The organism is Pontibacter virosus (assembly GCF_003096355.1).
GTDB lineage: Bacteria > Bacteroidota > Bacteroidia > Cytophagales > Hymenobacteraceae > Pontibacter > Pontibacter virosus.
Map to the genome: position 1 here is coordinate 653,153 of NZ_QEKI01000001.1, position 26,341 is coordinate 679,493.

Genomic DNA, 26,341 nt, shown 5'->3' on the forward strand with positions numbered 1-26,341 from the left:
TTGTTTTAGATATCTCCGAGCCTGTCTTCGAGTGCCTCTGTTTGTTGCAAGTGCTGACGCAGGAGTGGGAGCTGCTTGGAAGCAAACTGCTTTACTTCCATCACCTGGGCGTTCTCGGCCATGTCTTCGTAGCGTTTCAGTAAACGGTCATGCTCTTCGCGGGTCCGCTTGATATAGGCCAGGTCAAAACCTATACCTGTTTCGCTACTCACGTCGTCGTATACCTTTTGGTGCGCCCTGCCCAACTGATTCGGCACTACGAATTCACGCTCTATGGCAATTTGCTGCAGGTCTTCCAGCACACGGGTGTGGCCAGTGCTCATGTCCTGGGCCATCTCTTTTACCTCTGGGCTCACGGCTTTTTCCAAAGCCAACTCGCCCAATTGCATATGCAGCATGTTGGCACTAGTGGCCTCGGCTACAAAGAGCGCATCGTTTTTCATGCCTGGCATGCCCATGGCTTCAAACTGCTCCACACTTTGGGCAGCAGCCTGTTCAATGCTGTCGTCGGCGCCACAGCTGGCAGTGCCCAGTAGCAGCACGGCGCTGGCAAGGTATAGGGTAATTTTTCGGATCATACACGTGGGTTTAAAATAGGAACATCTGCAGCCATACAAGGTGCAGATGCCCAAGATAATTAGTTTTAAGGAAATGCCCAGTGTTTGGGTTAACGCTTATTACTTAAGACCATCTTTGATCTGCTGTGCCCGCTTGTGGTGCTCACGCAGTTTAGGAAGCGTTTTGGTGGCAAAGGCTTTCACCTCCGCATCGGTGTAGTCGTTATCTTCCACTACATCTTCGAACAGGCTGATGTCGCTGTCATGCGCGCTTACCATTTTATCCATGTATTCTCTGTCGAATTCGGCTCCCTGCTTTTCACGCAAGTCACGCATCTGGCTCATGTGCTCATTGCTCATGCTGTCGGGCAGTGTAATGTTTTTGCTGAGCGCCAGGTCACGCATTTCTTTGTTAGCCGCCGTGTGATCCTTCACCATCATGGCGGCAAACTCTTTTACCTGCGGATTTGTGGCACGCTCCTGCGCCAGCTTACCTGCTTCCAATTCCATCATGCTGCTGCTGGCCGCTTGGGTCATAAATTCAGCCTGATCATCGCGCTCCTCTTCCACGGCAGTGTCCTCAAAACGCTCTTCTGTAGCATCCTGCGCCTGATCCACGCTGTCGTTGCCGGATCCGCCGCAAGCCATTGTGCCAAATAAAAAGGCACAGGCCATTAGTCCTGTTGTTGCAATTCTTTTCATAGTGTTATTTCGTGTTAATAGTAAAATAGTTTGAACAAATTGGTATACGCCCCTAAAGCGATGGAGTTATATAATGGGCGTCTAATATTGAGGAGACTGGTAAAATGCGCTGATTTGGGCACAACTTAGGGCAGAATGCATACGGGCAATGTTTAAGCGAAAACGCCACAACTATCTAAGAGATAAAACGATATATAACTGAAGCAGGCCATACACTCTCCCTAAGCCATATCCCATGACACGACTTTTCGCTATGCGCACCTTCCCTGTTTTGTTATTCAACTGTTGCCTTTTGATTTGCTCTGCAGCCTTTGCGCAGGAAACGGAAGAGGAACGGGAAGACCGCACTATTATGATGAACATAGATCGTGATCATGACAAGACGATCAAGTTACACCCGCTGCATTATGGGGAGGTGTTTGTGTCGTATGAGAAGGTGCGCTCTCCTAACATCAGCAATGAGTTTGGGCTGAGCTATTTTTACAGACTGCACATGAAAGGCGATGGCTGGACTACCAATGCAAAAGACGTGATGGGCATCGGCATCCGGATGAGCCAGCGTTACTATACCTCTAAAAAGAAAACCGCTCCTTTTGGCTTTTTTCACGGGCCCATGTTCAGCTACCGCTTTATTGTGTTTGAGCGCAACGTGTTCGACCTACCCGACCTGCCTCCCAGCGACCCCGAATTCAGGTATGTGGGCCGGCTCTACCAGAACGCGCTGGACCTGAGTTATCATCTGGGCTATCAGTTCCGGTTAGGGCGCTACTTCACTACAGAGTTTTCGGGCGGACTTGGAGGCCGCGTCAAAATCGTCAATGCCACCAATGGCGGAGACCTCATCAAAGAGAACATCATCGGGCATGTGGTACACTCCGACGAGGGGGCTGTGATAACAGTGGGCCCCTCTCCGCAGCTTAATTTCTCGATCGGCTACTCTTTCTGATTACTTGTTAATCTTGCTGAGCACGCTGTAGGCCATCAGCTTGCCGTTGCGGTAGGTCTCTGATTTTATCCAGCCAGTGCCAGGCACAAACCACTCTACGGTTTGCATGCGGGTACCAGGCATTTTCAGCCCCATGGCACGGGTCTGCACTTCCATGTCTTGGTTTATCTTGAAGCCCTCATAGGTACCGGCAGGCACCTCCAGGCTTTCTTTGTTGCCCACGGTGCGCCCGGTCACCTGCATGGTGATGGTGCTCATATTCTGGCCGCTGCCTTTGTCGATCACATTGATGGTGAAGCTGCCGTCTTTTAGCTGTTGCCCTGGACTAAGGGAAGCCGGATAGTCCATGTGGTCGCCTTCCATCTTGATCTCCATATTTTTGTAGGCCTCCATCATGTCCGGATTCATCAGTGAGCGCATGTCTACCCAAATCGAACCGCTTTCGCAACCTACCTGGTAACTACCCTCGTTGGCCATCTTTCCTTTCTCGTCATACATTTGGGTATGCACCGTCGCCTCCGACTTGTTCCCATCGCGACGCACATCAGTTACCTTGTAAAGCACCCGCCCTGTGAGCTTGTTGCGCTGGTTGTAGTTGAGTATTTCGTACTCGGCGTTTTCAGTTAGCAGCATATAGCCATTACAATCCTGCGCCTGTGTGCCGACAGGTATAGACAGCATGACCCAAAATAGAACGATAGCGGGAAGGAAGAACAGATTTTTCATAATTTTGAGGCATTTTGTTCACGAAATATTACTATAAATATACTTAATATGATGGTTGTGTGCCTATTATGATGCAGGATATGTGTGAAGGGACATTTATTAGGTGGGAATAGCTTAAAACAACGGGTATAAAAAAAGCCGGACAGTAGTCCGGCTTTGTAAGTAGTAAGTATAGCAATCTATGCTCCTTTGAATTGCGGCTTTCGTTTCTCGTTGAAGGCTGTTACTCCTTCTTTGTAGTCAGCGGAGTTTCCGGCTATTTTCTGACAGTGGGCCTCGTAGTCCAGCATTTCGTCCAGCGTAGAACTGAAGGACTTATTGAGCATCTTTTTCATCAACCCGATGGCTTTGGTCGGGGCCACGGCATAGCGGGCAGCCAGTTCGGCAACCGCAGCATCCAACTCTTCCGGAGCCACCACACGGTTCACCATACCCAACTGCAGCGCTTCTTCAGCGCTCACCTTGGAGCCCAGCGTGCTCAGCTCAAACGCCTTGAGCGAGCCCACTACACGCGGCAAGAAGAAGGAAGAACCCGAGTCGAGCACCAGGCCCACGTTCACGAACACCTCGATCATGCTGGCGGCCGTAGAGGCTACCACCAGGTCACAGGCGAGCGCAAGTGAGCAACCGGCACCGGCGGCTACCCCGTTCAGCTTGCAGATGATGGGCTTTGGCAGGTTGCGCATGGCCCGGATGATCGGGTTATACCTCTTCTCCAGCGATTCCGACAGATCGCGCTTGTCGGCACTGGCGATGGCTTTGAGGTCCTGCCCGGAGCAGAAGGCTTTGCCGGCACCCGTCAGGATAACCACCCGTACGCTGTCGTCGCGGGTCACCTGCTTGAGGGCGTCCTGCAGTTCGTAGCTCTGCTTGTCGTTAAAAGCGTTGAAGACATCAGGGCGGTTCAGCGTGATGGTCGCAATACCATCCTGCACATCATATAGCAAGCATTCGTAGTTCATGTTGTTGTTTGTTTAGAAGAAAGAGATAACCAAAGGTATAGATAATCACCCTGAAGAGCAAAAGCGGTTACAAGGCCACAAACCCGGCTATGAGCACCAGCAAAAGCCCCGTCAGAAAGCCCGCGTAGGCTTGCGCCGGGGTATGGGCATGCAGTGCCAACCTCGCCGACAGCACAGCGCCTGACACCAGAACTGTCAGTACGATCGGTATAAGCAACCCTGATTCGGGCATTAGTCTATTCACGAGCAAAAGCACACCCAAGGCTCCTCCCAATCCGATGCCATGCGCACTGATCTTCCAGAAAAATGAAACGCACCAGGCCACAAAAACAGAGGCCGTGACCACACCCATCACAAAATAAAAAAGTTGATCAAACACAGACTCCGTGTAAAACAGATAGGTCGTGACGCCGTAGCAAAGTGCCGTGAATAAGAGTGGTCTGCTGCGCTGCTCCCGCCGGTCGATCTCATATGAGTCGATGAATCCGGTTTTGAACATGGCAAAAGCCCCCAGCCCGGGTACCATAAACGTGGTGAAGAAGATCATGCTCAGCACGATCCAGCGGCTTTGCAGCGGAAGCGAGATAGCAGAAACCGGTAAGAAATAAAGGATGATGGCAAACAGATACGTCGGCATCAGCAGTGGGTGAAACGCAACAGACAAAAAGCGGGCGAGGGAGCGGTTCAAGAGGGAGGTAGTGATTGAGTGGTTGAGTGAGTTAGTGAATTAGAAAAGTTCGCTTGCAGGGACAGGTCGCGACTTGTCCGAATCGTGCACTGGTCATTCTTTGGGCTATACCTGTCTTGGTCATCAACAAATAATCCTGCAGGCTATACCTGCCCGAATCGTGCACCAAACAACAATTTAACCATCAACAATTTAACAATTCAAAATTTACAACTCCTTCCGCAGGCGGGCAACAGGTATGTTGAGCTGCTCACGGTATTTGGCCACGGTGCGGCGCGCAATGTTGTAGCCTTTCTCGTTGAGCATCTTCTCGATCTTCTCATCAGAGAGTGGCTTGCGCTTGCTTTCCTTGTCGATGATTTCTTTCAGGATGTGCTTTACCTCACGGCTACTGGCGTCCTCGCCTGAGTCGGTGGCTATACCTTCGGAGAAGAAATACTTGAGCGGGTAGATGCCGAACTCCGTCTGCACGGCTTTGCTGTTGGCCACGCGGCTCACGGTACTGATGTCCATGCCAATGTCCTCGGCGATGTCCTTTAGGATCATCGGACGCAGCTTGCTCTCATCCCCCTCCAGGAAAAATTCGTGCTGGTACTTGATGATGGACTCCATGGTGCGCAGCAGCGTGTTCTGGCGCTGGCGGATGGCATCGATAAACCACTTAGCCGCGTCCAGTTTCTGCTTCACAAAAGTCACCGTCTCCTTCAGCTTCTTGTCCTTCTTGTCCGACTTGTCGTAGGCGTCGAACATGTCGGCGTAAGAGCGGCTGATGCGCAGGTCCGGGGCGTTGCGGGAGTTGAGCGATAGCTGCAGCTGCCCGTTTTCGTTGGTCAGGATAAAGTCAGGTATAATGTACTGCACCCGCGCCATGCCGGCCCCGCTTCCGCCCGGTTTCGGGTTGAGTTTAATGATCACGTCGATGGCTTTTTTCAGCTCATCTTCCGAAACGTTAAATTTCGACTGTATCTTCTGGTAATGCTTCTTGGTAAATTCGTCAAACGACTCCTTGATGATGCGCTCAGCCAGGCGGGTGGTCTCATCCTGCTCACGGCGCTCTAGTTGCAGCAGCAGACACTCCGGCAAATCGCGGGCGCCTATACCTGCCGGGTCAAAGGTCTGGATCATGTGCAGCACCTGCTCAATCTCCTCTTCGGTCGTCATCACGTTCTGCGAAAAAGCCAGGTCGTTAGCAATGGAGCTCAACTCGCGGCGAATGTAGCCGTCGCTGTCGATGCTGCCGATGAGCTGCATCCCGATGGTGTACTGCTTGTCATCGAGCGCCAGGAAGCCGAGCTGGTCCATCAGGTTGTCGTTGAGCGAGCTGGACATAGCGATCGGCATTTCGCGGTCTTCTTCATCGCCGCCGCGGTCGCCCTGCATCTTGTAGCCGCTTATCTCGTCGTCGTTTAGGTAGTCGTTGATGTCGACTTCGTCTTTGCCGTAGTCATCATCGCTGTCATAGTCCTCCGAATCTGAGTCGCTGTATTCGGTATCGGCCTCTTCACGGCCTTCTTCCAGGGCGGGGTTCACTTCCATCTCCTCCTTAATGCGCGCTTCGAGCTCAACAGTAGGAATCTGCAGCAGCTTGATAAATTGTATCTGCTGCGGCGATAACTTCTGGGATAAGAGTTGTCTTAAATCGAGTCGCTGCATAGTAAGAAAAATGGATACTGGCGCCTGTTAGTGCACCTTCAAATTTAGGATAATTTTACTTGCATTTACAAAAAAGGTTAAAATATCGTTACTTTGAGGGATTATTGGAAAAGGGGCTGGCCCAGGGTGCCGGCTATGGTTATCCTGCCCGCTACAGGACTTTCCCTAAGTCAGTTAGGACGTTCGGCTTAGGGGTAGCAGGGTATCTTTTCGGTCCTCCACTGGGAGGACGAAAATTATACCTTAACCCATAATATGTTCAGACACATTACGCTATTAGAAATAACATGCAACGCACAAAAGTAAAAGAGCTACTGACGGGTGCCGGTGTAGGCAACGAGGTTTTATTGAAGGGCTGGGTACGCACCAAGCGCGGCAACAAGTTTGTGAATTTCATTGCCGTGAACGACGGCTCCACCATACAGAACCTGCAGGTAGTGGCCGATGCCGAGAAGTTTGGCGAAGAGTCCCTGAAAGACGTAACAACCGGTGCTGCCGTGGCCATTACAGGCCAGTTGGTAGCCTCGCAGGGCAAAGGACAGGCTTTTGAGGTGATGGCCAACACGATCGAAGTGCTGGGCAAAGCTGATCCGGAGACGTACCCACTGCAGAAGAAGGCGCACTCGCTGGAGTTTTTGCGTGAGATCGCGCACCTGCGCTTCCGCACCAACACGTTCGGCGCTATTTTCCGTGTGCGTAACTCGCTGGCTTTCGCCGTGCACAGGTTTTTCAACGAGAAGGGCTTCGTATACATGCACACGCCGATCATTACAGCATCTGACGCAGAGGGCGCCGGCGAGATGTTCCGCGTAACCACGCTGGACCCTATCAACCCACCGCTTGCCGAAAACGGGCAGGTAGACTACACAGAGGATTTCTTCGGCAAAGCGACCAACCTGACCGTATCTGGTCAGTTGGAAGGTGAGTTGGCGGCCATGGCTTTCAGCGATATCTATACCTTCGGCCCGACTTTCCGCGCCGAGAACTCCAACACTGCCCGCCACCTGGCCGAGTTCTGGATGATCGAGCCGGAGATGGCTTTCTACGACCTCAAAATGAACGCCGACCTTGCCGAGGAATTCATCAAATACATCATTCGCTACGCACTGGAGCACAACCGTGAGGACATTGAGTTCCTGGGCCAGCGTTTAGTGGAAGAGGATAAGAGCAAGCCACAGAACGAGCGCCAGGAAATGACCCTGCTCGAGAAACTGGAGTTTGTGGTGAACAACGACTTTGAGCGTGTGACCTATACCGAGGCCATCGACATCCTGCTGAACTCAAACCATTACAAGAAGAAGAAATTCCAGTACGATGTGTCGTGGGGCATCGACCTGCAGAGCGAGCACGAGCGCTACCTGGTGGAGAAGCACTTCAAGAAACCGGTGATCGTAACGGATTACCCGAAAGATATCAAGGCCTTCTACATGCGCCTCAACGACGACGGCAAGACCGTAGCCGCCATGGACATTCTGGCGCCAGGTATAGGCGAGATCGTGGGTGGTTCGCAGCGTGAAGAGCGCATGGAGATACTGGTGGAACGCATGAAGGGCGTAGGAATACACGAGGAGGACCTGTGGTGGTATCTGGACACCCGCCGTTTCGGTGGCTGTCCGCACGCCGGCTTCGGTCTGGGCTTCGAGCGCATGGTGCAGTTCGTAACCGGTATGGGCAACATCCGCGACGTGATCCCCTTCCCACGTACGCCGGGAAACGCAGAGTTTTAACAGCGGCTATACCTTATACCTACAAAAGCCGGGCTATACCTTAGCCCGGCTTTCTTTTTGGCCAGAAATTTGCTATCTTAACTAGGTAAATCCCTAATAAATAGTCCTATGCGATATATATTTTTAGTCTTGCTCCTGCTCGGTTTCGCGGCCCCCGAGGTGCGTGCGCAGCAGGAGTTTGCCAGTCTGGAGCTGCCCTTGCGCCGGGCTGAAGACCTGGTGTCGGTAGCGGATGGCGATGGCAATGTTTGCCTTTACTTCTTTCAGGGCGGCAAGCTGCACTTTAGCCTGGTGGATGCCAAAGGCCAGACCGTAGCGACACAAGAAATCCCCTACCGTAATAGCCAGCAGCCACAGGTGCTGGGGACCCGCGTAACCGATACAGAGTTCGTGTTTTACAGCCGCCATGTAAATGGCAACAAGGAGTTTGTTCGTCCGTTTGCCATGAACAGGTATAGTGGCGCCTTCCGCAGTCTGCCCGATGTGCCGGTACGCCGCGACAGAAACGAAACGTTTGTCGGGGCTTTTGCAGACGCATCCCATTTTTACATGATCTACACAGACAGAAAGGACAACCTGATTCTGCACCGTGAGCTGGATGAAAGCTATTATGAGAAGAAGACGTTTCAGCTGGCGGACTTGCCACGCACCCGCACCCGAAACGAGCGACAGAATGAACTGATCTTTGTGCACCCTGACCTGGAGCGCACCGTGTTTGCCGGTCAGCACCGCAGCAAGATCTATACCCGCGGCGACAAGCTATACCTGGTGTTCGACGGCTTTTCGCTGCGTGGCAAGAAAAACGAACTGACTACCGAGATTCTGACGATCGACTGGCCAAGTGGGCAAACCGAATACCGCACCCTGCCGTCGCTGTCTGTTAAAAACGAGGCAAACTTCAACTCCTTCCTGCATGACAACACCCTGTTCCGGGTTCAGCTCGAAAAGGATGAGTTTACACTGACTGCCTATGACTTCAGCAGTCTGCAGCCAATCAAGGAATACAGGTATACAGCCGATCAGGACATCGATATCAAAGCCACGCCCGTGCACCAGCGGGGAGCTGGCGCCTTGTTTTCGTCCGGCAACAGCGTGATCGAGAAGACTTCTAAAGTGATGCGCAGCCTTTCGACCGGCAAACCCGCCATTACGGTTGATGCCTTCAATGACAGCACGTTGCAGCTTACCATCGGTTCGTACCAGCCGCCAAGCCGCCGCAACCCTAATGGAGACCCGACCAGATTGGTGCGCACACCGGATCGTTATATACAGACCTCCCGCGGGCTATACCTGATGCCGGGCCGTTGGGTGCCAGCCTATTCGCTGCCGTATAGCTACAGCATGTTCCCGTACAACCGCTACTATTACGACCCGTTTTACAGCCGCTCCGGCGAGGCGGTAGGGCCGGGCACCAGCACTTACTTCAGAGCTGTGCTCGATAGCCAAACACTCGACAAGGCGATGGTCGCATCAGACGATAGCACAGCCGCGACTGTGCAGGACAAGATAGAAGCCTACGAGGAAGAGCTGAAGCAAACGCCTGAGTACAAAACCCTGTACCGCTATGGCAACAACAAGCTGCACTACGGCTACTTCGACAAGCGCAGCAAAACCTTTAAGATACTGGAGTTCACACAGAACTAAACTCAATAAAAAAAGCTTCGCCGGATTCGACGAAGCTTTTTTGCTTTACTCAGGATCTTGTTTTACAAGCCCATCAGTTTCTGGATTTTGGCCTGCACGGCTGGGTCCTGCTGGTAAGCCAGCATGATCTGTTCGTAACGTTCCATCGTCATGCCGTCTTTCTGGATAGCCGTCTGCATGTTCTTCTCAATGTCAGGCTGCATTTCCATCATGCGCCCGATCGCTTTGTTAAAAGCAGCTTTTTCTGCGGCTGTGCCTTCTGCGTCGGCGAGTTTCTGCTGCTGGTGCGCCTGCGCCAGGGCATTAAACTTATCCACGCTCAGTTTTTCCTCTTCCAGAATCACCAGCATGGCTTTTTCACTTTCCTGCTGCAGCTCCATCAGGCGCGTGCTAGCATCTACAAAAAGTTTGATATCCTGATCAGAAATAGTTTGCGCTTGCTGCTGCGGGGCTTTCTGGGGAGTGGCCTGCTGCGCTGTAGCACTTCCGTTGATTGATACTAAACCTACAACAAGTCCTGCCACAGCAGTGACCTTCAGTTTATGGAGAATGTTCATAAGACTCGGGGTTAAAGATTTTGAAATGATTGATAAAGAAAGGCAGGTTGACTTAATTACCATTTAAACTATACATTATTTGAGAAAAATAGTTTTCAACTACCTGCTTCCGGATGCCCCTGGTCCCAAAAACCCTGCCACAAACTCCTTCCGACTATTTATATAACATGGGGTACCCTTACTCAGGCTTCAACCAAGATTTATATACAGGCAGCAGTTTTATATAGATATATTCTACTATATTTATTGCTCGATCCTTTTTATGAAAAACCTATACAAACTTATCTCGCTGTGCGTTGTGGCATTGCTTTCAATACCAGCGGCAGCACAAAGCGATTATAAACCGGGCTATGTCGTAATGCCCCAGGGTGACACACTGCAGGGGCAGGTGAGCTACCGCACCGATGCACTTGGCAAAACGATCGGCTTCAAAAAAACTAGCCAGTCAGCAACTACATCTTACACGGCTAATGATATAGCAGGTTACGGCTTCCCGGGCGACAGGAACTTCCGCACCCGCACACTCGACCATGCCGATACCCTGGCTGCTGAGTATGTGTTCATGCAGGAACTTGTTCGGGGCACCATGAGCCTTTATTTGTATAGGGGCACATTCTTCGTCGAGAAGAACGACAACTCAAGCAAACTGCACAAGCTCTATATCACAAAGGAAACCTACGTCAACAACTACGGTGTGACAGCCCAAAGAGACATAAACCACCACGTGCGTGTTCTGAACACCCTGATGCTCGATTGCTTTGCAATGCTCAGCAAAATAGAGCGCGTAAAGCTCGCTGAAAAGAACCTGGTGGACCTGGTAAAAGAGTATAACAGTTGCGCTGGTGGGGCAGAAGAGCAGACCACCTTTAAGGAGTCAAAAAAGTGGTTTGCCATCAAACCGGGTTTTGTGGGAGCTATCAGTCATACCTCACTTAACTTCTCGGCCTCTGATGAGACGTACCTGCACCTCGAGCATGCTGAGTTCAATACAAACACCTACCCTACTTTTGGCATTGCCTTGTTGCTCAACTCGCCCCGCATCAACGAGCTTGCATCCTTGCTAGTAGAGGGACGCTACTTCACCAACAGTTACCAGGCAGACCCCAGCTATGTGTGGTTTGATTCGTACTACGATAACCAGATCGAAATTGAGCTTTCTGCCATAAAACTCACCACGGCGCTGCGTTACGATTTTGCTGGCAAAACCCTGCAACCCTTCGTGAACGCCGGTGGTTTTGTCAACCTCTTCAATCAGCGTGATTACAAGCATACCCAGTATGTGCGAAGAACACAAAGCAGCACACCTACGGAAAGGAACCGCGATAATGCAGAGTTTATCAGCAAGGTGCAGCAAGGACTGATGCTGGGCGCCGGCTCATACCTGCACATAAACAAACACCGCCTGTCGCTGGAGGCCCGCTACGAGTTTGGCCTGGACCTGCATGAGCACAACGCTGTCAACAAGATCAACAATTCGCTGGATTCTGACACCAGAACGGTCTCGCTATTGCTTGGGTTCTACTTCTAGGCAGCCATTCTTCATACTACTCTATACCTTCCGGATCAGGGCCGAAGCTATGATCAACTCCGCCCCTACTTATCATCACTACTTCTACCCAATCTTTTATGAAACACTTTTTACTCGTTAGCCTGGCGCTGGCAGCCCTTCTTACTCCCTTTGATGGCGCCGCCCAGACGTTCCGCCCTGGCTTTATAGTGCAGGCCGCCGGCGACACAACCAAGGGCCTGGTGCGATACCGTGAAGGCAAGCAGAACTACAAAAGCTGCCACTTTAAAACAGCCGATCATGCCGAGGCGACAGAGTATTTTCCTGCCGATATCCAGGCTTATGGTATTGTGGGTGAAGCTCCTTTTATGAGTAAAGAAGTGCCTGGTATTGAGGGAGCACCAAGCCGCATGTTTATAGAAGTACTGGAGCAAGGAAAACTCATGCTTTATACCCAAGACAATCTGCTATACCTGGAGAAGGAGAACAGCGGATTGAAGCATTTATACCTGCAGACCGATGACCAGGATATAACAATGCACATCGGCGAAAGAAAGGTTGTGAACACTTCTACCCAGCACCTGATCCTGATCAATTCGCTCACGCTGGACTGCCCAGTACCGGATAAGTTGATGCTGAAAGTACGGCAGCGCCTGCATGTACCCAATGTGACAGCCATTGTCAGAAGCTATAACAACTGCGCAGCCCCCACCAGCACTATCTCCTACAAAGAAAACCAATCATGGCTCAAAACAGAGTTGGGCGTATTTGCGGGAGGCTACTCAACAGCGCTTCAATTCAATCACAACACCACGATTCACTGGTTTAAAGGGGCGAAGATGCCTTCTTCAAGCAACTTTGTGTTCGGGGCTGTATTCAATTTTACCTCTCCGAAGAAAAGTGAACGCCTATCTGTGCAGATTGAACCTATGTATAGCAAGGAACATCACGCTGGCACCTTTGAATATCCAAGAGAGTCTTATGTAATCCATGGAGACTATACCATAGATTTAGAACGTCTGTCATTGCCTATCATGCTTCGCTACACGATCACCACAAATGGCAGGTTCAGTCCTTATGTTGGTGCAGGTATAACGAATGATTATATCCTGAGTGGTGATGCGGGGGGATCTCAAAAAACCGTATACCATAACGGTCTGACACAGGAGAGTGCTGTTAAGAGGACAGAAATCGGCACCACGTTTTCACATGCATTCACAAGTGCGCTGGGCGTTAAGGCGCGGATAAATGACAGGCATTCTGCTTTACTGCAGTTTAGGTATGAGTATGGGCGTTACCTGGCTTCAGACCTCAGCAATTCAGATTCCAGAGCTTTCCTGAATGAGAACCATCAGGGCTTTTACCTGACCGCCGCTTATCTGTTTAAATAAGTCACACCAGCTATACCTCTCCTGCCATTGTTGGTTGGGTTTTGATTATATCACCCCGAATGCCTGTGCACCTTTGAGTCGAAGTTTAACGACTATGATAAAGGGTTGCATGGGCACTCTGGTTTTAAGCTGGCCAGTTGTGTAGACTTTACACCTCTTGCGCCTGGTAGCCTTTTAGTTTTTCCTTCTCTACCAGCTGCTTCTCCAGCAGTTTTTGCACCTCGGGTTTGTCGTAATCTTCCACGGTTTTGATGTGCTTCATCACCTTTTTCATGATGCCGTCCTGCAGGCGTCCGGTCTCTAAGGCGTAGGAATAAGGCAGGTCTGTAAAGGTGACCATGGAGTAGAGCGGGATCCACTTGTCGGGGTATTGTTGGTTGATCTTGCCTTCGATCTTTTTGCGGAGCAGGAAGCGCGGGTCGGCCACTTTGTCGCGCATCTCGATGAAGTTTAGCACGGCCAGGTCAGCGATGGCGTCGGCGTCGGGTTTGCGTATGCGCTCAAATTTCTTGAACAGGCCTTCCCAATCTCCGTTGAAGTTTTCCAGCATCTGGTCCAGCACTGTAATATCCTCGAAGCCGGCGTTCATCCCCTGTCCGTAGAACGGCACCACCGCATGGCTGGCGTCACCTATCAGCAAGGCCTTGTCTTCAAATGACCACGGGAAGCACTTCACCGTCACCAACGAACCGATGGGGTTAGAGAAATAGTCCTCGGCCAGGTCAGGCATCAAAGGCACGGCATCCGGGAACGTTTGCAGGAAGAAGTTGAGCAGGTCGTCGTCGGTTTTGATGCTCTCGAAAGAAAGCGCGCCCTCGTAAGGAAAAAACAAGGTACAGGTAAAGCTGCCGTCGATGTTGGGCAGGGCGATCATCATGTAGTTGCCGCGCGGCCAGATGTGCAGGGCGCTCTTCTCCAGTGCCCAACCGCCTTCTGCCGTAGCAGGTATAGCAAGTTCTTTGTAGCCGTACTCGAGGTAGCTTTGGGAATAGTTGTAGCGCTCGGTCTTCTGCATGGCATTACGCACCATCGAGAAAGCCCCGTCAGCCCCGAACAGCAGTTCGGTGTGTAGCTCTTCCAAATCGCCTGTTTCGTGGTTGCGCAGCGTGGCTTTGCTCCGGTGCAGGTCCAGGTCTAGGAGTTGGCGGTTGAAGTGGTAGGTGATATTCGGGTTCGGCTCCGACAAATCCATCAGAGCAGCGTTCAATCCCGCACGCGATACCGAGTAGATGGACTGCCCCTCTTTGCCGTAGGGTTGAAACGTGAGGTTGCCTTGCTCATCGTGCATCATACGGCCGTGCATGGGTATAGCCACTTTGCGCACGGCTTCTTCTATACCTATGCCTCTCAGCGCCTTGAAACCGCGGTCGCTCAGGGCGAGGTTGATCGAACGGCCACCATCGAGCAGGGTCTTGCGCATGTCGGGTCGGCGCTCGTAGATGTCCACTTTGTGGCCACGCTTGGCCAGGTATAGCGACAACAGCGAACCAACCAGTCCGGCTCCCATGATGGTGATGTTCTTTCTCTCGGCCATAATGCAAGGGTATAGAATTCCTGTTCGTAAAGAAACGTTTTCCAATCGGGAAAGGCAATACTCGGCGGCAATATACCTCAGCCCATAATAGTACGGAAAGTCAGGTTGATACGGGGTGCGATAGGGCGGCTTGTTTTGGGCAACTGATGGTGCCAGTGTTGCTGCGTGGTGCCCTGCATCAACAGCAGACTGCCATGCTGCAAGGTGAGTTTGACTGTGGGCAAATCTTTGCGTTTGCGGTGCCGGAAGGCGAAGCCACGCTCTCCGCCAAAACTGACAGAGGCTATACCTGGCCCGAGCGATTTCTCGTCGTCGGCGTGCCAGCCCATGCTGTCCTGCCCGTGGCGGTAGTAGTTGAGGAGCACACTGTTATACCTGTCGCCCGACGCAGCCTCTATCCGCTTCTTCAATTCCAACAGTATGGGCAGCCAGGGCTGGGGCGCGTTGTACAGGCCGGAGTAGGTATAGCCTTTGTCGCCGTACCAGGCCGTGAGCCGGGGCAGCGGCAGCTGTTTGCCGAACATTTTGATCTCCTCCTGTTGCCAGGCTACCTCCTCGGTCAGCTGCTGCAGGTATAGGTTGCTTTCATCTTTGCTGAAAAAGTTTGGAGCATAGTATACCTCCGCCTCTGGCATATCGAGCTGTATGAAGCCCTGCTTGTCAGTTTTCATCCTGTTGTTCTATACCTTCCCCCTTCACGTTGCTGTCCAACTGCACCACTTCTTCGCCTTTATGCAAATATTCGCTGAACATGTCAGCTACATGATGTGCAGAATCTTTATAAGGCTCCAGAATAAAGGGAGCACCGGCCTCTTGCAGTGCCGCTACAGCCCTATCGCTGGTGGCAGTTACGGCTATCTGGCCATAAAATTCCTGATGCCACAGCAGCCTTATCAAAGCGATGTTCACATTTACTTCCGAAATGGTGCTGATCACATTCGAGACCTTTTTGATAGGCAACACCTCTGACAAATCCGGATCTTCGGCATCGCAGTACATGGCTTTCAGCCCCCGCTCTTTCCAGTCATTGACAATAACCGGATTGATATCGACACCGATATAGGTTAGTCCTTTCTCGTCAAGGGCATCTGCAATGCGCTGCCCATAACGACCGAGGCCGAAAATAAGCACATCTATTTTTTCTTCATCTGCGTCCAGTTCCTCAGACTGTGTGGGTTTCTTCTTTTCAAATACACCCAGCATTGGCGAAAGCATACTGTACAACTGGTCCGAGAACATGATCATGTAAGTGGAGAGCGTGATTGTAATCAGACCTACTAGCGTCACTAGTCCCAGGGTTCCTTCGTCGATGTGCCCCACGCCCATACCCATGTTAATGAGGATCAGGGAGAACTCGCTGATCTGCGCCACTGTAAGTCCTGCCTTAAAAGAAGTGCGCTTGTGGTAGCCCATGATGCCCATGATGATAAGTACAATGATGGGGTTGCCAATCAGCACGAACAGGGAGAAGATAATTGACGACATAATCTGCCCTCCCATCAGGCTCAGGTTTAACTGAGAGCCGAGGTTTAGGAAGAAGAACAGCAGCAGAAAGTCGCGAATGCTGGTCAGACGCCCGCTGATGACCTCGCGGTACTGGGTAGAGGCCAGCGATATACCTGCCAGAAAGGCGCCTACCTCCTTGCTGAAGCCCAGGAAATCGCCTAAAGCGGCCAGTAGTATGGCCCAGCCTATCGCGAAAAGCACCAGCAGTTCCTGCGAGTCGGCCAGCTGCCTGGTGAGCCTGGGTATAACGTACTTCGTAAGCACAGCCACAACCGCAAACATACCTATACCTTTGCCGAACACATATATTAAGTCCATCCCCACCGATCGCTCCGACTCCGCGCCGAGCGCCGACAGCACAACCATCACAACAACAACCACAATGTCCTGCACGATCAGGAAGCCAAGCGCGATCTGCCCGTGCAGCATATCGATCTCCTTCTTGTCAGAAAGCAGCTTTACGATGATGATGGTACTTGAGAAAGTAAGTGCCACCGCCACGTAGAGCGACTCCAGCCAGTCGAACCCCAGGGCCATGGCAATCCCAAAGCCAAAGAACGATGTGAATATGACCTGCCCGAGACCGGTCATCAAGGCTACTTTACCTGTTGACTTGATCAGGTTCACGTCCAGCTTGAGCCCCACCACGAACAATAGAATAGCGATGCCCATCTCGGCCAGCAGATCTACCTCGTGCTCAGAATTCAGGATATTGAGCACCGACGGCCCTACGATAATGCCTACCGCGATGAAAGACACGATAAGCGGCTGCCGCAGCACGCGGCCAATGGCACCGGCTACGGTAGCCAGGAAAATGATGAGGGCGAATTCGTAAAATTGTTCACTAATCAGTTCGCCAAGGTTCATATAGGTGGGTTAAATTCAGGATTGCACATATGTTGCGCCCCAAATATAGTACATCAGTTTACCTGTCAGGGTTGTTGACGAAAATACCTGAAGGGGCCTCACCAGCCTCTTTTAGCCGAGGTATGCAGACAGGCTGCTGGGGTAATGGATCTTAATTTCATAAAAAATGCGTGCTTTGTCAAGGGGAATCGGTTGCCATTCTGGGTGTATCTTTGTAGCTTTCTACTTAAGCACACACTTGTATTGAAAACTTTAGAAGAATTTTTTGTAGCGTTTAGCGACGCCGCCTGGGGCATGCCTTTGCTGGTACTCCTGATGGGCGGGGGCCTTTACTTTATGCTTTACTCGGGCTTTCTGCCTTTCCGCTACCTGCGCCACACCATAAATGTGCTGCGCGGCAGATACGACGACCCCAACGACCCTGGCGACATAAACCACTACGAGGCGCTGTCGGCTACGCTGGCGGCCACAGTAGGCATGGGCAATATCAGTGGCGTGGCCGTGGCCATTGCCATTGGCGGGCCTGGCGTACTGTTCTGGATGTGGGTGAGCGCCTTTGTGGGCATGGCTACCAAGTTTTTTACCTGTACACTTGCCGTGATGTACCGCGGCCGCGACAGCGTTGGGCACCTCGAAGGCGGCCCCATGTACGTAATTGAAACAGGTCTGGGCAAAAAATGGAAACCGCTGGCTGTGGTCTTCGCCATAGCTGGTATGTTTGGTACGCTGCCCATTTTCCAGGCTAACCAGCTCACGCAGGTAATCCGCGAAGTGTTCCTGGTGCCTAACGGCTTTACTACCGCCGACCTGTTTTACACTAACCTCATTATAGGGCTCGGGCTTGTGTTCATCACTTCTCTGGTGATTTTCGGAGGGATACAGCGCATTGGCCACGTGGCGGGCAAAATGGTGCCAAGTATGGTCATCCTTTACATGCTGGCGGTGTTCTACATCATGTTCGTTAACTATACGGCTATTCCTGCAGCTTTCGCACTTATTTTCAAAGACGCATTCACGGCCCAAACCGTGCTGGGCGGTGCGGTGGGGGCCATCATTATAGCAGGTGCGCGCAGGGCGGCTTTCTCGAACGAGGCAGGTATAGGAACAGCCTCCATGATGCACGGCGCGGCCAAAACTGACGAGCCCATCCGCGAAGGCCTGGTAGCCATGCTCGGCCCCTTCATCGACACCATCATCGTGTGTACGCTTACGGGCTTGGCTATCATTATAACGGGCACGTGGCAGACTTCGGATGCCAGCGGCGTAACCCTCACGGCTACCGCTTTTAACAATGCCATGCCAGGCTTCGGAAGCTACGTGCTGTTGGTGTGCGTCCTGATTTTCGCTTTCACGTCGCTTTTTTCCTACTCCTACTACGGTACTAAGTGCTTCAGCTACCTCTTCGGCGCGAAGTACAAGCACCTCTACAACTACTTCTATGTTGTTACTATCGTGTTTGGCGCCATGGCTACCATCACAGCCGTCATCGCCCTCATCGACGGCCTGTTCGCCATTATGGCCATCCCTACTATGGTGTCTGCGCTGCTGCTGTCGCCGAAGGTAATGGCTGCCGCAAGGGACTACTTTAAGAGGATGAAGGAGTTTAAGAAAATGGAAGGGCAGAAAGTTTAGAAGGGCAGTAAAGCTTGATATTTCACTCACCCGGCATTAAAATGATGGAGCCAGCCCTTTAAGGGGGCTGGCTCCATCATTTTATACTTCAAAACGTTACCAACTTTGGCTGGTTCTATTCTATACCTTACTCCATTCCCCTTCTCCCACTCTCCATATGTTGTATTTCACTCTCCTGTCCTTCGGCGGCGCTGTAGAAGCGGGTGGTTGGGTAGGCGAAACGAATGTCTGGAGAAGCGAGGAACTCCTTCAGTACGTCCTCCCAGATCTTGTTTTCGCTTTCGCGTCGGCCGTTGAGGTTACAGAGGTAGCGCACCGTGAGCTGTATGCCATTCTCCCTTACTTTGGTGAACACCTTCGGCTCGAAGCTCCGGTAAAAAATCAGGTGCTGCTGGGCCTCGATGCGCACGCGCTGTTCCTGCTCTTCGTTTAGCCGCTCGGAATGGCGCAAGGCAATGTCCTGTAAAGTGCCCTTGGCTTTTTGCCAGTTGCTCTCGAAGGTAATGCGCACCTGCAGCTCGTGCCACAGAAATGGGAAACCGTAGTTGTAGTTGATCTGCCCCTGCGTGAAAACCTGGCTGTTGGGGATATGGACCACGCGACCCGTCGCCTGTTCAGAATCCACCCACTCGCCCAGTTCGTTAAGGGTAAACTGAAAGAAACCAATGTCGATGACGTCGCCGGTGTAGAGGCCTATTTTGATGCGGTCGCCTACTTTAAAAGGGCGCTTCCAGATAAGGAATACCCAACCCATCATGTTCAGGATGGGGTCGCGGAGTACCACGACCAGACCTACCGAGAAGATACCCAGGAACGTGGTGATGGACTTGAACCCTTCGAACCAGATATTGGCCAGAAAGATAATGCCCAGCCCCGTTACCACGTAATTGGTCGTTTTCTTCCACTGGTACAGCTTGCGCGTGTCGGTTTGCTGACGCGAGGCCAGCCGCAACAGCACCCTACTGATAATCCAGAGCACAAGCAGTGCCACCAGCGACTTGACGATGTTTTCCTGTACCTGGGTTGACAGATGAAAATTCTCTTCTATCCAGAATTCGATCTTACGCATGCAGCTTAATTTTTAGTCAACTTCTGCCCTTTTTAGGCTGAGTCCTTCGGTTGCCTCAAGCGCCAGGGACTATCCGCGTCGCCTTTTTCCAGCACCGAATCAACTTCGTGCTGTGTATACGCTCCCGATGCTTTTCTATACCTATAACCAGGCCTTTGGTTTTTTCTGACCTGCTCTTTCATACCAGACAAACTGCAAGTTTGCAGACAACAGGCTCCCAGCCTTGCAATATTATCAAAAAATTGCCTCCATAAATTCATAGCAGACATATTTCTCGAATGTTACCTATTCTGCAACTAAGCTACTGAGCAACAAATGAGCTTCATGCACTTAGTTCTGCATCGCCTCTGCCATTGGATAGCGTATAGGAGCTGAGGCAACCGGGTTGAACTGCAGACTCCGCACATCGTCCGCCGCAGGCATTTCGAATACCTCCAGGTCAAAGTATTTCACTGCTGCCAGCAAGTGGTCAAAAATGTCGGCCATGATTCCTTCGTACTCTGTCCAGACGATGCTATTGGCAAACAGGTATAGTTCGATTGGCATACCGGTGGTGGTTGGCTCGAGCTGGCGCACCATCATGGTCATCCCTTTGTGGGTTTTCGGATGGGCCTTCAGGTAAGCGTCCACGTACTGCCGGAAAACCCCCACATTGGTCAGACTGCGCCCATTAATCAAAAGGCTCTTGTCGATTCCGTTGGCGGCGTTGAACTGATCTATTTCAAGCTGCCGCTCCTGCAGGTAGTCTTTCAGTAGCTGGATCTTACTCAAGCGGCTCACCTCCTCGTCGGACAGGTAGCGGATACTGGATATTTTGATGTATACGGAGCGCTTGATGCGTCTGCCGCCCGATCGCTGCATGCCGCGCCAGTTTTTGAACGAGTCCGAGATCAGGTAGTAAGTAGGTATAGTGGTGATGGTTTTGTCGAAGTTCTGCACTTTTACCGTGTTCAGGTTGATCTCGATCACATCGCCGTCGGCGCCATACTTCTCCATGGTTACCCAATCGCCGATGCGCACCATGTCGTTGGACGACACCTGGATGCTGGCCACAAAACCCATGATGGTATCTTTGAAAACCAGCATCAGAATAGCCGAAGCCGCACCCATTGCCGTGATGAAGGTCCAGGCGTCTTTGCCGGTGAGGGTGGAGAATATGAGCAGACCGGCTACGAAGTACAGGAAAATAGTGAGCACCTGCAGAAAGCTCTCGACCGGTTTGTCCTTAAAAGTTTCGGTGGTTTTGAGGAAGTCCTTACTAGTGCGCAGCAAGGCACGTGCCACCCAGATCCACAGCATAATCAGGTAGATATCGGTGAGCTTGAGTAGCGGTGAGACCCATGTTGGAAAATCAGCAAATACGATCGGTATGGCCTGTACCACAATAATGAGCGGGGCAATTTGGGCCAGGTATACGATCACTTTGTTGCGCACCAGGTACTCGACCAGTTTGGTGCTGGACTTTGCCGCAAACTTATGCAGCGTGCCTACCAGGATCTTTCTGGAGAAGAAGTCAGCCAGGTATACCAAAAGGGCTGTAACCGTGATCAGGGCCAGCATGTTGATGTACATGGCCGCCTGCTCGGGCACACCCAGGCTTAATAATTGGTCAGATGTCCAGCTACTGATTTGATCATCCGAATAAGTAGTGTTCATGGCAAAAGGTGAAAGGTTAAAAATGATTTGGAAGTAAATGAAATGCTGCTGCCTGATTGGGGAAGGCAAGCACGCGAACTACTGACATGGGTGTATACCCGCAGGCCAGTTGAGGATTTGGAGGCTTGTGCCTAGGGAGCGTTCCGCAGGATAGAAACCGGCAGGATATGGGCAAGCAACACAGCTACTTGCAGGTATTGCCTACGGATAGGCTGATCTTTTTCAACCGGTGTTAAGCGAAACAGTGAAAAGAAATCTCGGAAGGCTTTTTGCGGACTCAGCATGATGCCTGACACAGGCGTAGCATCAGCAAAAACTTGGATGGTTTGCTTCTTTACAGAAGAATCGTTTTGCTCGGTTGTTGCTGTTGGCAGGCCCGACGCTATACCTGCCACTGAGCCTTTTATCAGGTAACTGTACACTGCCAGCTCATGGCCGGGCAGCGTAAACGCCCATAGCAGCATCACCCACATGAGCGGAAGGGTAAGGTAGCGTGTTATGTTACTGGTAAATGCCATCGCCCTGCAAAAGTAAGGCTTTTGCACTTAAGATACGGTTTAAACATCAACTACAGTGCTATTTACCTAATCCACTTCGTAGCCAAGCAGTTCATTTATCCTAACAAGTTCCTCGTCGTTGTCGGTCATTACAAAGAGTTTGTCATTGGGTTCCAGTACGGTGGCGCCGTTTGGTGTCACAAACTTTTTGTTCCGGTTGATCAGTACAATCAACGCTCCCCTGGGAAATCGAAGATCTACCAGCGTCTTGCCGACAGCAGGACTGGATTCCGGAACTTCAATTTCGGTGAGCTCATTTTTAAGGTCGTACTCCATTTCTAGGTCGAACTGGTGCTTTTTGAGTTTTTTGTCTTTCTCACTCAGGTTCAACCAATCGGCCACAACTGCAAGGGTGGTCCCCTGCAGCATAACAGAGGTGAGCACGATAAAGAACACGATGTTGAAAATCATGCCGGAGCGCTCTACACCGGCCAGCATCGGGTAGGTGGCAAACACAATAGGCACCGCACCGCGCAACCCCACCCACGATACGTAGAGCTTGTCCTGGATCGTGTTCTTGAAGAAAGCCAGGCTCAGGAACACGCTCAGCGGACGCGCCACGATTATCAGGAATAGCGAAATCAGAAGTCCCACTCCCAGGACGGGCACCATTTGCGATGGGAATACCAGCAAGCCCAGCGTGAGGAACATCAGGATCTGCATGAGCCAAGCCACGCCATCGTAAAACTTGGTAAGGCTGCGCTTGTGGATAAAGTTGCGGTTACCGAGTATAACTGCTGCCACGTATACCGCCAGGAACCCATTGCCGTTAATCAGATTTGTGAAGGCGTAAGTAAAAATCACCATCGCCATGGTCAGCGCCGGGTATAGGCCTTCCTGCTCCAGCTTGATCCGGTTAATCACCCATACCATAATCCGACCCATGGCTATACCTGACACAGCGCCAATGCTCATCTGCGTGAAAAACATCGGGACAAGCTGCCAGATGCTCGCTTCTGGGTTCAGTATCAGAAAGGTGAAGCTTATCGTCAGGAAGTAAGCCATCGGGTCGTTACTACCCGACTCCAGTTCCAGCGTGGGTCGCAGGTTGTTTTTGAGCGCAATGTTTTTCGAACGAAGAATCGAAAACACCGCCGCCGCATCGGTAGACGATACAATGGAGCCCAGGAGCAGACTTTCTAGGATGGTAAAATCAGTGACAAGGTATACGAAGCCACCAAGCGTGACGGCTGTAATGAAAACCCCGATGGTGGCCAAAACCACGCCCCGCCACAAAACAGGTTTCGTGCTCTCCCAGCGTGTGTCCAGACCACCGGAGAAAAGAATGAATGTGAGTGCTACAGTACCGAGCGACTGTGCGGTTTGGGGGTCATTATAGTAGATTTTACCAAGTCCTTCGGACCCGGCCAACATACCTACAGCAAGAAACAGCAACAGTGCCGGCACCCCAAACCGGCCAAGGCTCTTACTAATCAGAATACTGATGAAGAGCAGTATAGAGGAGGCTAAAAGTATATCTTCAAACGCAACACCCATTTATTAGCCTAAAGGATACAAAATATTATCAAACTGGATTTGTCTTACTTGTCCTCAGCATATCTTATCTTTTTGAAACCACCCGAAAATTCCTTTCTGCGTGCAGAACTGCAGAATTGGGCCGCAAAAGTAGCACATGCTCTCGCGTAACTTATTACTCTGAGCAGTAGAGAGTGGTTACAAAGTCACTTTCCGGCAGCAGGATATGCTTGTATTTAGCTATGCCCTTCCAGGCAGGTGTGCAGTATTTCGGAGAAGCGGTATACCTCCTCGAAGCTGTTGTAAAGCGGTGTTGGCGCCACACGAATCACGCTCGGTTCGCGGAAGTCCACGATAATGCCGGCCTCCATCAGTTTGTCGAACAATTCACGGGCATTTTGTTTCACGAGAAGCGATATCTGGCAGCCGCGTGCCTGCGGGTCGCGTGGGGTAATCATTTCGAGCACATCCTTGCCCACCTGTACATCATTGATCAGGAACTCGAGATAACCCGTAAGCTTTTCGCTCTTGGTACGCAGGTTGGCCATACCTGCCTCGTCGAATAGCTCCAGCGACGCGCGGTGCAGGGCAAAGGGAAGTATCTGTCCGTTGCTTAGCTGCCAACCTTCGGCGCCGGGCATCGGTATAAAGCCTTTCTTCATCTGGAAGCGCACGCTGGCGTCGTGCCCCCACCAGCCGGCAAAGCGCGGTAAATCCGGGTTGTTGGCGTGGCGCTCGTGCACAAACACGCCCGACGTGCCGCCCGGTCCGGAGTTGAGGTATTTGTAAGTACACCACACGGCAAAGTCCACATCCCAGTCGTGCAGCTGCATGGGCACGTTGCCGGCGGCATGCGCCAGGTCGAAGCCCACCACAGCACCCACTTCGTGCCCAATTTGGGTGATGGCCTGCATGTCGTATACCTGGCCAGTGTAGTAGTTAATGCCGCCCATCAGCACGAGCGCCAGTTCGTCGCCGTGCTCGCGAATGCTCTGCAGGATGTCCTCGGTGCGCAGGGTATGCTCGCCCTCGCGCGGGAACAGCTCCACAATGGCCTCCTCCGGGGTATAGCCATGGAACTTCACCTGCGTCTCGAGCGCATACTGGTCCGACGGGAAAGCCCCGCCCTCCATGATGATCTTGATGCGCTTGCCTTCGGGTCTGTAAAACGACACCAGCATTAGGTGCAGGTTTACGGTAAGCTGGTTCATAATCACCACCTCCTGCGGCCTGGCTCCCACTATACGGGCAGCGCCGTCGGTGAGTAACTTATGGTAGTTGAACCAAGGCTCTTCGCCTTTGAAGTGACCCTCTACGGCGTAGTTGGCCCACTTATACATCTCATTGTCGATGTACATCTGCGCCGACCTCGGCTGCAAACCGAGCGAGTTGCCACAGAAGTAAATGGCGTCCTGCCCGTTTACCTGTGGGAAGTAAAAGCGGTTTTTAAAATGCTTAAGCGGGTCTAGGTTATCTTGTTCCTGCGCAAAGGCAAGGCTATTTTGGTAGTTCATTTTATTGGTGCGGATAGTTTATGATCAAACTGGCAGCATTAGCCCCTCAGTTAATCTCCCGCGAAGATAGAAAATAACTGTGCAAAGTTTATGCAGACTTGCCTCAGCAACTTCTGTGTTATTTCCAGCTTGTCTTACCAAAGTCATACTTCAAGCCCAGACTGAAGGACCTTGGTAATTGTTCGATAATGAGAAGATTATTGATCTCTGCATAAACCGCCACTCTTGGCAATGGTTTTGATTCTAGTCCAATGCCGGGGCTAAATCGGAGTAAAGGCAGGACCCCATTCTCATTATACCCCTCCTCTGGATGGTTAAAGGACACATAGGCAATATCCATAAGGTGAACGAGCATGTAAGCGCTGAATTTTTCTGCTTTCTTGAACGCCATCTCGTAGCGTAGTCCCAGACCAAACGTATTAGCCTTCTCTTCGCCAAACCGAAAGAAAGAGTAATCCATGGAAGCCTTAAAAGAATGGCGGCTATGCTTGGAGAAGTAATACTGCAAACCGGCCATATTCCCGTACCCATGTGCTTCTATAGGGCTCGACTTACTGAGGCCATACTGACTATACTGCGTAAAGAACACCCAGTTTGGTTCTTTTGCAGCTTTCTTGTCACCTTGCCATTCGTAGCCGACCTCCCCCTGATTGTATTCCTGTATTACCTTGGTCAGGCTATTCTCCCTCAAACTTGTTTTCTCCAACTGCTGCACAATGTCTAAGCGGTCGTACATCATCGCGCTAAGTGTGCCGATATACTTATGGTCTTTCCGCATATACTTCTTGTTCCCCTGCGTTTCGTACACATTGTTGTTCTCAAGTCTATACAGCACATCGTCCTTGGATACGTAGTAGTATTCTGTTGTATTATCTTCTCTCACGTAAAGGGAAATCTTAGATGATTCGATCAACACCTTAAACACTAAAGAGGCACTACCGGAGTTCGTTTTATAGCGTTTTGCCACAAACTTCTCTCCATTATCGAGCTTTATCTCCGATATCTGATCTGCAGTAAACACCTCCCTGGCTCCCTGATCATTGTAGAAGCGTATTTCATTTGGCTGATCATAAAAATAAGTGATAGACCCTGTTAAATTATCTCCACTTTTAAGGGTTATTGAGCCCTTTTGACTTTGGATTTGTGCATACAGAGCCGCCGGAAAGCATAGAAGAAAAAATAGAAGTTTGAATTTCATATGAAGGGGAAGGCTATAATTGTCAGGTGTAATATAATCTAAAGCCCAAATACTTGCACTATACAAACCGCATATCTTTTGTTACAAAGAAGACACGCCAAATACACGTAAACAAGACTTTATTGATGGGGCGCTCCAAAACAGATATTGGAAGGAAATTAGAGGGTGTAATGTCAACTGTGTCAAGGTTAATTGAGTATTACCTTTAACACAGAAAAACATGGAAGAAAACACCGGCTTGGATCTGGACAAGATCAAGCGCCAGTTCCTGG

General features: G+C 51.2%; 22 protein-coding genes. 6 read left to right on the forward strand and 16 right to left on the reverse strand.

What is annotated here, in order from left to right; genetic code table 11:
* Positions 1-5: 5 nt before the first annotated feature.
* Together C8E01_RS02885 and C8E01_RS02890 are read right to left on the reverse strand one after the other, a co-directional pair.
* On the reverse strand, positions 6-578 hold the full coding sequence (locus C8E01_RS02885; RefSeq protein ID WP_116541821.1) for a DUF4142 domain-containing protein: 573 nt from the start codon (positions 576-578) through the stop codon (positions 6-8).
* 99 nt (positions 579-677) lie between these two features.
* Positions 678-1,259, reverse strand: a complete 582-nt coding sequence (locus C8E01_RS02890; protein ID WP_243409397.1) for a DUF4142 domain-containing protein — start codon at positions 1,257-1,259, stop codon at positions 678-680.
* 235 nt (positions 1,260-1,494) lie between these two features.
* Between C8E01_RS02890 and C8E01_RS02895 the strand changes: the two genes are divergently transcribed.
* On the forward strand, positions 1,495-2,205 hold the full coding sequence (locus tag C8E01_RS02895) for an ABC transporter ATP-binding protein (protein ID WP_243409398.1): 711 nt from the start codon (positions 1,495-1,497) through the stop codon (positions 2,203-2,205).
* Here C8E01_RS02895 and C8E01_RS02900 read toward each other — a convergent pair whose 3' ends face one another.
* The 4 genes from C8E01_RS02900 to rpoN all read right to left on the reverse strand — a co-directional run bounded on the left by C8E01_RS02900 (position 2,206) and on the right by rpoN (position 6,234).
* On the reverse strand, positions 2,206-2,931 hold the full coding sequence (locus C8E01_RS02900) for a TapB family protein (protein WP_133242705.1): 726 nt from the start codon (positions 2,929-2,931) through the stop codon (positions 2,206-2,208).
* Positions 2,932-3,110: 179 nt separating this feature from the next.
* Complete coding sequence (locus C8E01_RS02905) at positions 3,111-3,893, reverse strand: enoyl-CoA hydratase-related protein (protein WP_116541825.1); 783 nt, start codon at positions 3,891-3,893, stop codon at positions 3,111-3,113.
* A gap of 67 nt (positions 3,894-3,960) precedes the next feature.
* Entirely contained in the window at positions 3,961-4,581 is a 621-nt protein-coding gene (locus tag C8E01_RS02910) for a hypothetical protein (protein ID WP_116541826.1), read from the reverse strand.
* A 207-nt stretch (positions 4,582-4,788) separates the two neighbouring features.
* Positions 4,789-6,234, reverse strand: a complete 1,446-nt coding sequence (gene rpoN / locus C8E01_RS02915; protein ID WP_116541827.1) for an RNA polymerase factor sigma-54 — start codon at positions 6,232-6,234, stop codon at positions 4,789-4,791.
* A gap of 287 nt (positions 6,235-6,521) precedes the next feature.
* On the opposite strand from rpoN, the gene asnS reads away from it, so the two are divergent.
* Both asnS and C8E01_RS02925 read left to right on the forward strand, forming a co-directional pair.
* The gene (gene asnS, locus C8E01_RS02920; RefSeq protein ID WP_116541828.1) at positions 6,522-7,961 is read left to right on the forward strand and encodes an asparagine--tRNA ligase; all 1,440 of its coding nucleotides are present in this window, start codon (positions 6,522-6,524) and stop codon (positions 7,959-7,961) included.
* A 108-nt stretch (positions 7,962-8,069) separates the two neighbouring features.
* Positions 8,070-9,605 (forward strand): hypothetical protein, encoded by a 1,536-nt coding sequence (locus C8E01_RS02925; protein ID WP_243409399.1) that lies wholly within the window; start codon positions 8,070-8,072, stop codon positions 9,603-9,605.
* A 62-nt stretch (positions 9,606-9,667) separates the two neighbouring features.
* Here C8E01_RS02925 and C8E01_RS02930 read toward each other — a convergent pair whose 3' ends face one another.
* The gene (locus tag C8E01_RS02930) at positions 9,668-10,162 is read right to left on the reverse strand and encodes a DUF4168 domain-containing protein (protein WP_116541829.1); all 495 of its coding nucleotides are present in this window, start codon (positions 10,160-10,162) and stop codon (positions 9,668-9,670) included.
* 262 nt (positions 10,163-10,424) lie between these two features.
* Between C8E01_RS02930 and C8E01_RS02935 the strand changes: the two genes are divergently transcribed.
* Together C8E01_RS02935 and C8E01_RS02940 are read left to right on the forward strand one after the other, a co-directional pair.
* Positions 10,425-11,690 carry an outer membrane beta-barrel protein gene (locus C8E01_RS02935; RefSeq protein WP_116541830.1) on the forward strand — a complete coding sequence of 422 codons (1,266 nt, stop codon included), beginning with the start codon at positions 10,425-10,427 and terminating at the stop codon, positions 11,688-11,690.
* A gap of 98 nt (positions 11,691-11,788) precedes the next feature.
* Complete coding sequence (locus C8E01_RS02940; protein ID WP_116541831.1) at positions 11,789-13,060, forward strand: outer membrane beta-barrel protein; 1,272 nt, start codon at positions 11,789-11,791, stop codon at positions 13,058-13,060.
* 148 nt (positions 13,061-13,208) lie between these two features.
* On the opposite strand, the gene C8E01_RS02945 is transcribed toward C8E01_RS02940, so the two are convergent.
* The 3 genes from C8E01_RS02945 to C8E01_RS02955 all read right to left on the reverse strand — a co-directional run bounded on the left by C8E01_RS02945 (position 13,209) and on the right by C8E01_RS02955 (position 16,967).
* Positions 13,209-14,594 (reverse strand): FAD-dependent oxidoreductase, encoded by a 1,386-nt coding sequence (locus C8E01_RS02945; RefSeq protein ID WP_116541832.1) that lies wholly within the window; start codon positions 14,592-14,594, stop codon positions 13,209-13,211.
* A gap of 77 nt (positions 14,595-14,671) precedes the next feature.
* A complete protein-coding gene (locus C8E01_RS02950) occupies positions 14,672-15,265 on the reverse strand; it encodes an alpha-ketoglutarate-dependent dioxygenase AlkB family protein (RefSeq protein WP_116541833.1) in 594 nt (197 codons plus the stop codon).
* Positions 15,255-16,967 carry a cation:proton antiporter gene (locus tag C8E01_RS02955; protein ID WP_116541834.1) on the reverse strand — a complete coding sequence of 571 codons (1,713 nt, stop codon included), beginning with the start codon at positions 16,965-16,967 and terminating at the stop codon, positions 15,255-15,257. The genes C8E01_RS02950 and C8E01_RS02955 overlap by 11 nt, the downstream gene beginning before the upstream one ends.
* A 243-nt stretch (positions 16,968-17,210) precedes the next feature.
* Here C8E01_RS02955 and C8E01_RS02960 point away from each other — a divergent pair, with 243 nt between their 5' ends.
* Positions 17,211-18,599 carry an alanine/glycine:cation symporter family protein gene (locus C8E01_RS02960; RefSeq protein ID WP_116541835.1) on the forward strand — a complete coding sequence of 463 codons (1,389 nt, stop codon included), beginning with the start codon at positions 17,211-17,213 and terminating at the stop codon, positions 18,597-18,599.
* 127 nt (positions 18,600-18,726) lie between these two features.
* On the opposite strand, the gene C8E01_RS02965 is transcribed toward C8E01_RS02960, so the two are convergent.
* From C8E01_RS02965 to C8E01_RS02990, 6 genes are all read right to left on the reverse strand, one after another.
* A complete protein-coding gene (locus tag C8E01_RS02965; RefSeq protein WP_116541836.1) occupies positions 18,727-19,668 on the reverse strand; it encodes a mechanosensitive ion channel family protein in 942 nt (313 codons plus the stop codon).
* Positions 19,669-19,998: 330 nt separating this feature from the next.
* Positions 19,999-21,324 (reverse strand): mechanosensitive ion channel family protein, encoded by a 1,326-nt coding sequence (locus tag C8E01_RS02970; RefSeq protein WP_116541885.1) that lies wholly within the window; start codon positions 21,322-21,324, stop codon positions 19,999-20,001.
* 131 nt (positions 21,325-21,455) lie between these two features.
* The gene (locus C8E01_RS02975; RefSeq protein ID WP_116541837.1) at positions 21,456-21,842 is read right to left on the reverse strand and encodes a hypothetical protein; all 387 of its coding nucleotides are present in this window, start codon (positions 21,840-21,842) and stop codon (positions 21,456-21,458) included.
* A 66-nt stretch (positions 21,843-21,908) separates the two neighbouring features.
* The gene (locus tag C8E01_RS02980) at positions 21,909-23,378 is read right to left on the reverse strand and encodes a potassium/proton antiporter (RefSeq protein WP_116541838.1); all 1,470 of its coding nucleotides are present in this window, start codon (positions 23,376-23,378) and stop codon (positions 21,909-21,911) included.
* A 215-nt stretch (positions 23,379-23,593) separates the two neighbouring features.
* Complete coding sequence (gene kynU, locus C8E01_RS02985) at positions 23,594-24,871, reverse strand: kynureninase (protein WP_116541839.1); 1,278 nt, start codon at positions 24,869-24,871, stop codon at positions 23,594-23,596.
* 118 nt (positions 24,872-24,989) lie between these two features.
* The gene (locus C8E01_RS02990; RefSeq protein ID WP_133242706.1) at positions 24,990-25,892 is read right to left on the reverse strand and encodes a hypothetical protein; all 903 of its coding nucleotides are present in this window, start codon (positions 25,890-25,892) and stop codon (positions 24,990-24,992) included.
* Positions 25,893-26,341: the final 449 nt, after the last annotated feature.